Consider the following 12,501-nt stretch of genomic DNA (forward strand, 5'->3'; position numbering starts at 1 on the left):
AAACAGACAACCGACAGTTACTTTACGCATTCTGAGGAGGACATAGGATTATGAAGGTTTTATTAGTAGACGGAACGATTCTGGGGAGCAAGACCGGTGCCATTCTGGAGCAGGTGGAGATCTACATCAAGGAATTCAATCCCGAAATGGAATTAACGATTTTAAAGCTGGCCGATTATGACCATCAATTCGTCGATGGCCGCCCACTCGGCGAATACAACGACAGCATGCAGGAAATCGTCCGCCGCTTTGAAGACGCCGACGGCTACATCATCGCGTCGCCGATTTTCCAGGGGTCGATTCCTGGTGTGCTGAAAAACACCTTCGATATGCTGCATCCGCGCACGATGCGCTACAAGCCGGTATCGATTGTGGCGAACGGCGGCACGTATCAGCATCACCTGGTCATCGAAAACCAGCTCAAGCCGATTCTCGATTACTTCCGCTGCCTGGTGACGCCGAACTATGTCTACACCCACAGCAGCCATTTCGATGAAACCAATACCATCACCAACGAAGATGTCCACAACCGTCTGCGCGAATTGGCGCGTGTCTTCGTGCAATACGCCGAGATGAGCAAGCATCTATCGAAGGAAACGCTGGATAATCATTGATTGATGAGAAAAACCTCCCTGTGTGGGAGGTTTTTTTGTTTGTGTTCCGCTGGAAATGAAATACGTTCCATAAGCCTGGAAATACGACTCGTTAGGAATAGGATACGATCCACAGCCACGCATATATGATCCATTGAGCCCGAAATACGATTTTCCTCCCTATTTGGCTTTATTCCGCAAGTCCATCTCAGGAATCATATATCTGAGGCTTTTATAGTTGCCAACAGTTTTGAAACCGCAACGCTTTAAAATTTTCACAGCGTTCGACCTTGACTCCATCTCCGTAAAGCTCCGGAATTCCTGATTCGAAATAGTGTTTGCAACTAATAAGCGATAATCTTGCAGGGCTAATAAATGAGCATCCTGCTGCCTATGGCTGCAATTGAGGCACCGCCATAAATCGCGGGAATAGACCATTTTCGAAAAAGAGCATGCGGAACAAAAAACACCGGTTTGTAATGGGAAAGTAATGGGTTCGGACTGATAGGCTGTGGGTGGACATTGGTAAGCCAGGAGAAGATCGCATAGTTGGGGAACATCAAATGACGGGTAGGTGGCATGTTGTTCAATCAATTGATCTAATACAAATGGGAGCCCGGAGAGATGGATAACTCGTCGTTCAACAGCTTCGAGCTTGAGGATGCTTGAGGGATTTGTAAATACAACAATGCCGATAACAGGAATCTTATAGTTGGTCAGCTGCCGGATCTTTTTTTCGTGGCGATAAAGCTGATCGTCGGGATTTCTCATACCCATGGTTTCTGTATGCAGTGTGCGGGTGAATTGCCGAGTCGTTCCGTCCATTTCAATGACTCCACCGATGTTTTTTATCTCGATAATGGCAATGAATTTGGAAAAGACACAGACGGCATCCATTTGATGAGAAGGAATAGCATAGTCGGGGATAACTCTGAAGACTTCATCATTTGCATAATCATGCCAGAGTCGGTCAAACCACTTTTCGCCGGCATATCCAGCGGTCCAGGTCCTCACTTTTTCTTTTACATCGGCATAGGTTGGATGATGAGGGGTTCGGGCAAGCAATGCTTCCAAATAAATAAGGATATTAGGCCGCCGGCGTTCAAACAGTTGCAAACACATCATTCCTTTCAAGGGAGTTTAAAATAATATAGCGTTATCGACTAATGAAATCAAGAATATTCCGACTTTATTTTCAAGGTAATGCAGTTTTAACTGGATACGACGATCCATTGGGAGTGAAATACGTTCCATTGGTTCTGAAATACGACTCACAAAAATTTAAATATGTTCCATTGAACGAGAAATATGATTCTGGCGCATTTTTTTCCTTTAAAATCAGAAAATGTTACAATAATCACATCAGAAATGAGGGTGGATCCAAATGAAATCAATCGTTTTAGCAGAAAAGCCGTCCGTGGCGCGTGATATTGCGCGTGTTCTCGGATGCGAACAAAAAGGCAACGGGTACCTGGAAGGCAAGCAGTATATCGTCACGTGGGCGCTTGGCCACTTGGTGACGCATGCCCAGCCGGAGCAGTACGACAACGACTTTAAGGAATGGAAGATGGACACGCTGCCGATCATTCCGAAGCCGTTCAAGCTGGTGCCGATCAAGCAGTCGATGAAACAGTTCAACGCGGTTAAATCACAGCTGCAGCGCGGCGATGTCAAAGATGTCATCATCGCGACAGACGCCGGGCGCGAAGGCGAGCTGGTGGCGCGCTGGATCCTGGAGAAAACGAATACGCGCAAGCCTGTGAAGCGGCTGTGGATTTCGTCCGTCACCGACAAAGCCATCAAAGACGGCTTCAATAACCTGAAAGATGGCAAAGCTTACGAAAACCTTTACGCGGCAGCTGTCGCGCGTGCGGAAGCGGACTGGGTGGTCGGCATCAATGCGACGCGCGCGCTGACCGTCAAATACAATGCGCAATTGTCGACTGGCCGTGTGCAGACGCCGACATTGGCGATGATTGCCGAACGTGAGCAGCAAATACGCAATTTCCAGCCGAAGCCGTATTACGGCATGCAGGCGATTACGGACAAAGCGGCATTCACCTGGACGGACGGCAACTCAACGCAATCCTTCGATAAGGACAAAGTCGATCAGCTGTTCAATAAACTCCAGAATACGCATGAAGGCACGGTGAAGGATATCAAGATTACGCCGAAACGGCAGCCGGCACCGCCTTTATTCGACTTGACCGAACTGCAGAAAGAAGCCTACAAGCGCTATAGCTGGTCGGCGAAAGAGACGCTCAACACGCTGCAGAATCTGTACGAGTGCTATAAAATCGTGACCTACCCGCGGACCGACTCGAAGCATCTGACGAGCGATATGCGCGATACCTTGAAAGACCGCGTCAAAGCGGTGCAGATGGGACCGTACCGCAGCTTGGCCGCGATGATCCTGAAAAATCCGGTGGCCCCGCAAAAAGGTGTGATCGACGATGCCAAAGTTTCCGATCACCATGCCATCATCCCGACGGAAGAAACGCCGCCGCTGCATGATCTGTCCGACAAAGAGCATAAATTATACGACATGATCGTCAAGCGGTTCCTCGCGGTATTTTATCCGCAGTATGAGTACGACCAGACGACCGTCAAGCTGACTGCCGGCGGGGAGACCTTCCAGGCGAAAGGCAATACGATTCGCAATGAAGGATGGAAACGCGTCTACAAAGATGAAGGCGACGACAACGATACGACACTGCCGCCATTCGAAAATGGCCAGAAGCTGGCCATCAAAGGCATAGCCTTGACTGATGGCAAAACCAAGCCGCCCGCTTTCTTCAATGAAGGAACGCTGCTCGGCGCTATGGAAAATCCGGCACAGTTCATGAGCGGTGAATCGAAAGAGCTGATCCAAACGCTTGGCGAAACGGGTGGCCTCGGGACGGTTGCGACGCGTGCCGATGTCATCGATAAGTTGTTCAATACATTCCTGATTGAGAAAAAAGGCAAGGACCTGACGATTACCTCAAAAGGCCGCCAGCTGCTCGAGCTTGTTCCGGAAGACTTGAAGTCGCCGAAACTGACAGCCGACTGGGAACAGCAGTTGACCAAGATCGCCAAAGGCCAATTGAAAAAAGAAGAATTCATCAAAGAAATGATCGTCTTTGCCGAGAAATCGGTGTCGGACATCAAGAAGAGCGACAAGAAATTCAAGCACGACAACATCACCGGCAAAATGTGCCCGGATTGCGGCAAGCCGCTTCTGGAAGTCAACGGCAAGCGCGGCAAGATGAATGTCTGCCAGGACCGTGACTGCGGATACAAAAAGAATGTGGCGATGCAGACCAATGCACGCTGCCCGAACTGCCACAAGAAACTCGAGATGCAGGGCGAAGGCGATGGCAAGATCTTCGTCTGCAAATGCGGACATCGCGAGAAGCTGTCGGCCTTTGAGAAACGCAAAAAATCCGGCCAGTCCAAAGCCAATAAGAAAGACGTCAATAAATACTTGAACCAGCAGGATGAAGCGCCGCAAAATACGGCAATGGCAGATGCATTGAAAAAATTATTGGGCCAAACCGAATAGAAACCCGCTGATGAAGATGGTATGCTGTGAAGAAGAGAGTTTTCAGATAAGGAGAAAACGCCATGGCTAAGAAAATCGCAAAAACCAATGCGGCACGCATGCTCGACAAAGAGAAGATTTCTTACGAACTGCTTCATTACAGCACCGATGACGGCAAAGTGGACGGTGTTTCTGTTGCCGCTAAAATCGGCGCCTCTGCCGACCTTGTCTACAAGACACTGGTGGCGATCGGTGCGTCAAAGCAGGCTTATGTGTTCGTCATTCCGGTTGCAGAAGAGCTGGATCTGAAAAAAGCGGCTAAAGCCGCCGGCGAAAAGAAAATCGACATGGCACCGTCCAAAGATATTCTGTCTTTGACCGGCTACATCCGGGGTGGCTGTTCACCTGTCGGGATGAAAAAACCGTTTCCGACATTTCTTTCAACTGAAGCGGAACAATTGCCTGAAATGATTGTGTCCGCCGGCAAAATCGGCATGCAGTTGAAACTGGCTCCTGCCGAACTGGCCGGTGTGACAGATGCCCAGTTTGCCGAATTAACAGCCTCCGGTCAATGAGGCCTCCATCCATTCTTTTAGAATGGGTGGATTTTTCATATCACACTAGCAGAAAGAAGGATTTGGATGAAGCGTTCGTTGTTTTACCGTTGGCTGTTTTTTATTGTCGGATTGATCGTGCTCGCTCTTGGTTTCACCATGACCATCAAAGGCAGCAAGCTGGGCATCGGACCATGGGATGTGCTGCATGTCGGGCTGTACCTGAATTTCGGATTGACGATCGGTACCTGGTCGGTTATCGCCGGGTTTGTGCTGATTGCCAGCACGGCTTTGTTCACACGGCGAATTCCGCAAATCGGCACCTTCTTGAATATGGTGCTGATCGGGGTATTCATCGATATTTTCAACTTTCTGATTCCGGACATCCACACGCTGGTCGGACAAATCCTGATTTTGTCAGCCGGCATCGTGGTTTCGGGTTATGGCGTCGGCCTCTATGTGTCGCCGAAAATCGGAGCGGGGCCGCGGGATAGCCTGATGATGATGCTCGTTGAAAAGACCGGGCTCAGCATCAGCGTCGTGCGGGCGGGCATCGAAGTGGGTGTCGCCTTGCTCGGCTGGCTGCTCGGCGGACCGGTTGGCGTCGGTACGATTGCAGTGGCGTTGCTGACCGGGAGAATCGTGCAAGTCTCCCTGCCGCAATTTGAAAAGCTGCTGGTGACGCTCATCGGCAGAGAAGAAGAAATTCCGCCTGTGCTCAAAATTTGAGCTGAGCCAGCTTAAAATGATAACAGTAAAGCTTGTTTTTATACCAATGATATCTGCAGCGATGTCCCGTTGGTGGGGCATACGAAAAAGGAAGCCAGTGTGTAATTTGCCTGGCTTCCTTTTGACGATATGGAGGAAATAAGCTGAATCTTCGATCCGTCTCATATAGTTGAAACCGCTCTGCTGATATGGTATAAATAAAGCCGAGTAACTCTATTGGTTTTATTGAATATAAACGTAAAGGGGTATTTTTATGGGACGTGAATTTGTAGAAATCTTTGATGAATGGGTTCATACGTATGATGATTCAGTCAGTGGAAAAGACCAGGAATACAGGGATGTATTCGTAAAATATAATGAGATTCTGCAGGCAGTGGCCGATGCGGCAGTTGGTCCGGTGGTGGAATTCGGTGTCGGTACGGGAAACCTGACCGAAAAGCTTCTTGTCCGTGGCTTGGAAGTGGTGGGAATCGAACCGAATCAGGCGATGCGTGAAGTGGTCGCGGAAAAACTGAAAGACCTGACAGTCACAGACGGAGATTTTCTGGAATTTGAGGCAGGCATCACACCGCAGAGCTTTGTCAGCTCTTACGCCTTCCATCATTTGACGGATGCAGAAAAAGCACAAGCTTTCCAGATTTACGCGGAGCAATTGCCGACAGGCGGCAAAGTGGTTTTCGCAGATACGCTATTCGAATCAGAAGATGCTAAAAAGGAAATAATTGCATTTGAACAAGCAAGAGGTCATGCTAATCTAGTAGAGGACTTGAACCGTGAGTATTACACCACAGTGCCTGTCATGGAAAAGTTGATTACGGATGCAGGGTTTACGGTAGAATTGTCGAAGTTGAACAATTACGTATTTCTGATTGATGCAACGAAAAAATAAGAAACAAGGAGCGATTAAGATGAAAAAAATGAATGTTGAAAGCTTTAACTTGGACCATACAAAAGTAGTGGCGCCATATGTACGCCTCGCAGGAGAAAAAACTGGAGCCAAAGGCGATACGATCCGCAAATACGATATCCGTTTCAAGCAGCCGAACAAAGAGCATATGGATATGCCCGGACTTCATTCGCTTGAGCATATGATGGCAGAACACAGCCGCAACCATTCGGACAACATTGTGGACATCGGGCCGATGGGATGCCAGACCGGCTATTACCTGTCCGTCATCAACCATGACGATTATGAAGACATACTCCGCATTCTGGAAAACACATTGAAGGATGTAATCGAAGCGGACGAAGTGCCTGCATGCAATGAAGTGCAATGCGGTTGGGCTGCAAGCCATAGCTTAGAAGGCGCAAAAGAACTGGCACGTGAAATGCTGGCGAAAAAAGACCAATGGCGCCAAGTCTTCGCGGATGAAGCGATCTAAGGAGAATAACGATGAAATATGTTACTGAAATTCAACAGCTGATCGGCAATACGCCACTGTTGGAACTGACACACAGCGAAATTCCGAACGGCTGCCGCATTTTTGCCAAGCTGGAGTATTTTAACCCCGGCGGCAGTGTCAAGGACCGTTTGGGCGTTTCGTTGATCGAAGATGCTGAAAAACGCGGGCTGCTCCAACCGGGCGGTACGATGATCGAGCCGACAGCCGGCAACACCGGCATCGGTCTGGCGATCGCCGCCATCGGCAAAGGCTATCACGTGAAATTTGTGGTGCCTGAAAAATTCAGCCAGGAAAAACAAGGGCTGATGCGCGCATTGGGAGCGGAAGTCATCAATACGCCTACTGAAAAAGGCATCAAAGGCGCAATCGAAAAAGCCAAGGAACTGGTGGAAGCGGAAGGGGCATTCTCCCCTTCCCAATTTTCCAATCCAGCCAATCCCGAAACCTATGTCCGGACACTTGGACCGGAAGTCTGGGAAGCGCTTAATGGAGAAATCGATGTTTTTATTGCCGGAGCAGGATCCGGTGGCACTTTCATGGGTACAGCGCGTTATTTGAAATCAAAAAAACAAGCCATCAAAACAGTCATCGTGGAACCGGAAGGCTCGATTTTAAACGGCGGGCCATCAGGACCACATTTGACTGAAGGCATCGGCATGGAATTTTTGCCGGATTACATGGATGCGCGCTATTTTGAAGCCATCCACACCATAACGGATAAAGAAGCATTTATGGCTGTCCGCGAATTGGCTAAAAGTGAAGGGTTATTGGTGGGCAGCTCTTCAGGCGCGGCTTTCGTGGCAGCGCTTCGGGAAGCGGAATCCGCTAAACCGGGAAGCCATATTGTGACCGTGTTCGCTGATTCGAGCGAGCGCTATATGAGCCAGGATATTTATGGCCGAAGTTTTGAGGAGGATCATTGATGAAACCAAAAACAAGATTAATCCACGGCGGCATTGTTGGAGATGAAGCAACAGGTGCCGTATCTACACCGATTTACCAGGTCAGTACCTATAAGCAGGAAGCGGTCGGCAAATTCAAGGGCTATGAATATTCCCGTACAGGAAATCCGACCCGCCATGCACTGGAGGAATTGATCGCCGATGTGGAATTCGGCCATGCCGGTTTTGCGTTCGGTTCAGGGATGGCTGCGATTTCGTCAGTTATGATGCTGTTTTCAGCCGGAGACCACGTCGTACTGACAGACGACGTTTATGGCGGCACCTACCGTGTCATCAATAAAGTACTGAACCGTTTCGGCTTGGAATTCACGTTTGTCGATACCGGTAACCTGGCGGAAGTGGAAGCGGCAGTCAAAGAAAATACCAAAGCGATTTTCATTGAAACACCGACCAATCCGCTGTTGAAAGTGACGGATATCGAAGCGGTCGCTGCCTTCGCTAAATCGAAGGATCTGCTGACGATTGTCGACAACACGTTCATGACGCCGTATTTGCAGAACCCGATTGCCTTGGGTGCTGACATTGTTGTGCACAGTGCGACGAAATACATCGGCGGCCATAGTGATGTCGTAGCAGGTTTGGTAGTCGTCAATTCAGCGGAACTTGCTGAAGAGGTCCACTTTGTGCAAAACTCTATCGGGGCGATTTTAGGGCCGCAGGATTCATGGCTGTTGATCCGTGGGTTGAAGACTTTAGGATTGCGCATGGAAGAAGCCAATTCCAATGCACAGAAAATTGCAGAGTTTTTAGAAGCGCATGACGCCGTCGGCAAAGTCATCTATCCAGGACTTGAAAGCCATCCAGGACGCGATTTGATGCAGAAACAAGCAACTGGATTCGGCGGTATGATTTCATTTGATGTTGGCAGCAAGGAGAAAGCCGGAGAATTATTGGCGAAGCTGAAATACTTCACATTGGCTGAAAGTTTAGGTGCTGTGGAAAGCTTGATTTCCGTACCGGCCCAAATGACCCATGCTTCAATTCCTATAGAACGCAGGGGCGAATTGGGTATCGTCGAAGGACTCGTCCGAATTTCAGTCGGGATCGAAGATGTTGAAGATTTGATCGAAGATCTGGATAATGCTTTAAAATAAGTGATAAACCGCCTAATAAAGGCGGTTTTTTTATGCTTTTTTTCTTTGTTAAAACCATTTTACCTACTTTTTATGAAAAAAATTGTATCTTATTACCCGTAATTTCGTAACTCGAAATATACCTTTTCCCCTATTCTTCTGACTATTCTGTCATGGTAAGATTTTGAAAGAAATAATATTCTGACAGTTTGGAAGGGGATGCAACATGAAGAACAGCAAATGGGTATCGATCTTATCGGCTAGTGCGTTAACCCTATCTTTATTCGCGCCAGCAGCTGCAGCGGCACCAACCGAAGCAGTACCATCAGTAAACGACTGGAACAGCGAACGATACGGGGATCGGATCGATATCGACCAAAGCTTGAATGATTTAACGCAGGATGAAAATTTCAAAAAAGAAGCGGATAAAAAGATAAAAGCACAGGCTGATGATGTAACAGACGGAACGTCTGATGCGGCAGCCGATGGAACATTTACAGAAGATCACGGGACGAAATTATTCTTGGACCGCAATTTAGCTTTTAAAGAATTTACACTTCGGAGCATTGGCGACAACGTGGAAATCTGGGTGGCCAATGATTTGGCTTACGGACCGGACAACCCGAAACCGGCTGACGTCGTGACACAGGCTCAGGTGGATAAATTGAAGGCTGAGTTTGACAGCAATATCTATCCGGTAGCGACTGACTTCTTCGGAACACCGGATCAATTGGATGGCTCCAACTCGCCGCTTCCCGGTATGGTCAATCTTCCTGAAGGCTATTACGAAGGATCTGATAAAGTCATCATGCTGGTCGATAATGTCCAGGATGAAGGATGGAACAACCCAAGCTACCCATTCTTTGTTGCCGGCTTCTTCTGGCAGACACTTGAAAATTACACAGACCGCAACATCATCACCATCGATACGAATTCATGGGAAACGCGTCTGGAGAGCACATTCTTCGGGACAACAATCCACGAATTGCAGCATTTGATCCAAGCTGATAATGACCCTTCTGAAGAAACATGGTTGAACGAAGGCATGTCGACATTCTCTGAATTTCTGGGCGGATATGGCCACGGAGAAGGATCGATCAACTTCTATTTGGACCACCCGGAAAACTCATTAGTCAACTGGGACGAGCATGGAACAGCAGCAACCGGCCCTGAAACAATTGCGGATTACGGCCAGGTTTACCTGTTCACTCTATATATGTACGACAAGTTCGGACAAGAGTTCATCCGTGAATTAGCGACAGACGGCGACAGCCAGGGAATGGCGAGCGTCGACAAAGTATTACAGGATTATGGCACCAATAAGACATTCACTGAAGTCTACCAGAACTTCATGACGGCGTTGACGTTGGACAACTCAGACGTCAGCAGCGATTATAATTTCGAAAGCATTGATTTGCGTGAACTGCCGGTCGGTACAAATGGTGAAGTGCGCGGCAAAACGGTAGACTTTGAAAAAGCGAAGACATTCGAAAAAGAAGGTGTTCCAGCGTGGGGCGGCGACTTTAAGGAATTCAACTTCGGCAAAGATGTCCGCGGCCTGGAATTTGACGGCGTCGACTTCCTGCCATTGCAATGGCAAACTGTAGCAGATCCAAAAGGTTCTGGTGCACAGGTACTACACGCAAATAACGGCGACGAAGCAGATCAGGAATTGATTTTCGGAGCAACTATTCCTGCTGACAACGCGACATTGACATTCGAGCATTACTACGATATTGAAGAGCAATGGGATTTCGGTATGGTTCAGGTTTCAACGGACAATGGCGATTCATGGACTTCTCTTGAAAATGAAAACACGCGCAGTGATGTAGTTGAAGAAGGTTACCCGACCATCAAGGAAAATGTTCCTGGATTTACTGGGACGAATGGTGATTGGGCAACTGAAAGCTTTGATTTATCCGCTTATGCAGGACAGGATGTTCTGGTTTCATTCCGCAACCTGACTGACTGGGGCTCAAACAATCCAGGGTGGTTCATCAAGAACATTGAATTAGGCGAGTTCACAGCTGATGGCACTTCAACGGATGTGTTCCAGTCATTGGGCCAATTGAAAGGTGACTATGTCAACTTCACGACAACATTCATCCAAACCAAGAAAAACGGCAAAGAACGCGTTTTCCACGTAGATCCATTTAACGTGACAGAAAAACAGGCGTTGGATCTCAACCAGGTTCTTCGTGAAGGCAATGTGAAAATGATCACTTCTTACGCTGCAGAAGAAGGGCAAAAAGAAGCGAAAGAATTCACGTATGAAGTAATCTATAAGCAAGACAACCCGAAAAAAGGCAAGAACAAAGAAAAAAGCAATAAATAAGCTGAAAGCGGACCCCGGTCCGCTTTTTCTTTTGGAGAAAAAGCCCCGTATGGTAAGATGGAAACTGAGATTGTTTGTGAAAGGAAGAGGACATTGTCGAAAAAACTAGATGCATTTTTAAATGAAAACTTAACAGAATTAAAAGAGCAGGGCCTCTATAATGAAATCGATCCGGTTGAAGGACCGAACGGCGCAATCATTAAAGTGCGCGGCAAGGAATTGATCAACCTTTCTTCAAATAACTATTTAGGGCTTGCGACCAACGAAGAGTTGAAGCAAGTGGCAAAAGACGCAATCGATAAATATGGAGTCGGTGCAGGGGCAGTCCGCACAATCAACGGGACGCTTGATCTGCATGTGAAATTGGAAGAGAAATTAGCCGAGTTTAAAGGGACCGAAGCGGCCATTTCCTATCAATCCGGTTTTAATTGCAACATGGCGGCAATTTCAGCTGTAATGGACAAGAACGATGCGATTCTATCCGATCAATTGAACCATGCATCGATTATCGATGGCTGCCGCTTGTCAAAAGCGAAAATCATCGCGTACAAGCATTCCGATATGGAAGACCTTCGCATGAAAGCGAAAGAAGCGACAGAATCAGGCCTCTACAATAAAGTTATGGTCATCACGGACGGGGTCTTCTCGATGGATGGCGATATCGCCAAGCTTCCTGAGATTGTGGAAATCGCCAAGGAATTCGACTTGATCACGTACGTGGATGATGCGCACGGTTCAGGCGTCACTGGCAAAGGAAAAGGAACTGTGAAGCATTTCGGCCTTGAAAAAGAAGTCGATATGCAAATGGGAACTTTGTCTAAAGCAGTCGGAGTTGTAGGTGGTTATGTAGCCGGCAAAAAGAACCTTATCGACTGGCTGAAAGTCCGTTCACGTCCGTTCCTGTTCTCGACAGCAGTAACTCCAGGCGACGTGGCAGCTATCACCGCTGCAGTCCAAATGATCATGGATTCAACGGAATTGCATGATAAATTATGGAACAACGGCGATTACCTGAAAAAAGGGCTGGATGCATTAGGCTTTGATATCGGCCATTCCGAAACGCCGATTACGCCTTGCATCATCGGCGACGAAAAGCTGACGCAGGAATTTTCGAAACGTTTATTCGAAGAAGGCGTCTATGCAAAATCAATCGTTTTCCCAACCGTTCCAAAAGGTACTGGACGCGTCCGCAACATGCCTACAGCTGCCCACACGAAAGAAATGTTGGATGAAGCCATCGCCACTTACGAAAAAGTCGGCAAAGAATTAGGCGTCATCAACTAAATAAACGAAAACACGCCCGGCTATACGCTGCTGGGCGTGTTTTTA

General features: G+C 47.9%; 11 protein-coding genes. 10 read left to right on the forward strand and 1 reads right to left on the reverse strand.

Features of this window, described 5'->3' with window-relative positions; all coding sequences use genetic code 11:
- Positions 1-50 precede the first annotated feature (50 nt).
- Positions 51-614 carry an NAD(P)H-dependent oxidoreductase gene (locus Q0785_RS01415; RefSeq protein WP_223640018.1) on the forward strand — a complete coding sequence of 188 codons (564 nt, stop codon included), beginning with the start codon at positions 51-53 and terminating at the stop codon, positions 612-614.
- A gap of 159 nt (positions 615-773) precedes the next feature.
- On the opposite strand, the gene Q0785_RS01420 is transcribed toward Q0785_RS01415, so the two are convergent.
- Positions 774-1,709, reverse strand: a complete 936-nt coding sequence (locus Q0785_RS01420; RefSeq protein WP_298824166.1) for a nuclease-related domain-containing protein — start codon at positions 1,707-1,709, stop codon at positions 774-776.
- Positions 1,710-1,977: 268 nt separating this feature from the next.
- Here Q0785_RS01420 and Q0785_RS01425 point away from each other — a divergent pair, with 268 nt between their 5' ends.
- The 9 genes from Q0785_RS01425 to Q0785_RS01465 all read left to right on the forward strand — a co-directional run bounded on the left by Q0785_RS01425 (position 1,978) and on the right by Q0785_RS01465 (position 12,456).
- A complete protein-coding gene (locus tag Q0785_RS01425; RefSeq protein WP_298824169.1) occupies positions 1,978-4,137 on the forward strand; it encodes a DNA topoisomerase III in 2,160 nt (719 codons plus the stop codon).
- Between the two features lie 62 nt (positions 4,138-4,199).
- A complete protein-coding gene (gene ybaK / locus Q0785_RS01430; RefSeq protein WP_298824172.1) occupies positions 4,200-4,691 on the forward strand; it encodes a Cys-tRNA(Pro) deacylase in 492 nt (163 codons plus the stop codon).
- Between the two features lie 66 nt (positions 4,692-4,757).
- On the forward strand, positions 4,758-5,399 hold the full coding sequence (locus Q0785_RS01435) for a YitT family protein (RefSeq protein WP_298824176.1): 642 nt from the start codon (positions 4,758-4,760) through the stop codon (positions 5,397-5,399).
- 253 nt (positions 5,400-5,652) lie between these two features.
- On the forward strand, positions 5,653-6,288 hold the full coding sequence (locus tag Q0785_RS01440) for a methyltransferase domain-containing protein (RefSeq protein ID WP_298824179.1): 636 nt from the start codon (positions 5,653-5,655) through the stop codon (positions 6,286-6,288).
- A gap of 19 nt (positions 6,289-6,307) precedes the next feature.
- Positions 6,308-6,781 carry an S-ribosylhomocysteine lyase gene (locus Q0785_RS01445; protein WP_223640035.1) on the forward strand — a complete coding sequence of 158 codons (474 nt, stop codon included), beginning with the start codon at positions 6,308-6,310 and terminating at the stop codon, positions 6,779-6,781.
- Between the two features lie 11 nt (positions 6,782-6,792).
- On the forward strand, positions 6,793-7,725 hold the full coding sequence (locus Q0785_RS01450) for a cysteine synthase family protein (protein WP_298824183.1): 933 nt from the start codon (positions 6,793-6,795) through the stop codon (positions 7,723-7,725).
- A complete protein-coding gene (locus tag Q0785_RS01455) occupies positions 7,725-8,858 on the forward strand; it encodes a bifunctional cystathionine gamma-lyase/homocysteine desulfhydrase (protein WP_298824186.1) in 1,134 nt (377 codons plus the stop codon). Before Q0785_RS01450 ends, Q0785_RS01455 begins: the two co-directional genes overlap by 1 nt.
- Positions 8,859-9,063: 205 nt before the next feature.
- Entirely contained in the window at positions 9,064-11,172 is a 2,109-nt protein-coding gene (locus Q0785_RS01460) for an immune inhibitor A domain-containing protein (protein WP_298824189.1), read from the forward strand.
- A gap of 93 nt (positions 11,173-11,265) precedes the next feature.
- On the forward strand, positions 11,266-12,456 hold the full coding sequence (locus Q0785_RS01465) for a glycine C-acetyltransferase (RefSeq protein ID WP_298824191.1): 1,191 nt from the start codon (positions 11,266-11,268) through the stop codon (positions 12,454-12,456).
- The last annotated feature ends 45 nt before the right edge of the window (positions 12,457-12,501 follow it).

It is taken from the genome of uncultured Planococcus sp. (assembly GCF_947501725.1).
GTDB lineage: Bacteria > Bacillota > Bacilli > Bacillales_A > Planococcaceae > Planococcus > Planococcus donghaensis_C.

Excerpts from the sequence above, each read along its gene's own strand:
- Q0785_RS01425 (WP_298824169.1), top strand. The coding sequence starts at position 1,978 with ATGAAATCAATCGTTTTAGCAGAAAAGCCGTCCGTGGCGCGTGATATT.
- Q0785_RS01440 (WP_298824179.1), top strand. The coding sequence starts at position 5,653 with ATGGGACGTGAATTTGTAGAAATCTTTGATGAATGGGTTCATACGTAT.
- Q0785_RS01415 (WP_223640018.1), top strand. The coding sequence starts at position 51 with ATGAAGGTTTTATTAGTAGACGGAACGATTCTGGGGAGCAAGACCGGT.
- ybaK (WP_298824172.1), top strand. The coding sequence starts at position 4,200 with ATGGCTAAGAAAATCGCAAAAACCAATGCGGCACGCATGCTCGACAAA.
- Q0785_RS01445 (WP_223640035.1), top strand. The coding sequence starts at position 6,308 with ATGAAAAAAATGAATGTTGAAAGCTTTAACTTGGACCATACAAAAGTA.
- Q0785_RS01435 (WP_298824176.1), top strand. The coding sequence starts at position 4,758 with ATGAAGCGTTCGTTGTTTTACCGTTGGCTGTTTTTTATTGTCGGATTG.
- Q0785_RS01450 (WP_298824183.1), top strand. The coding sequence starts at position 6,793 with ATGAAATATGTTACTGAAATTCAACAGCTGATCGGCAATACGCCACTG.
- Q0785_RS01460 (WP_298824189.1), top strand. The coding sequence starts at position 9,064 with ATGAAGAACAGCAAATGGGTATCGATCTTATCGGCTAGTGCGTTAACC.
- Q0785_RS01455 (WP_298824186.1), top strand. The coding sequence starts at position 7,725 with ATGAAACCAAAAACAAGATTAATCCACGGCGGCATTGTTGGAGATGAA.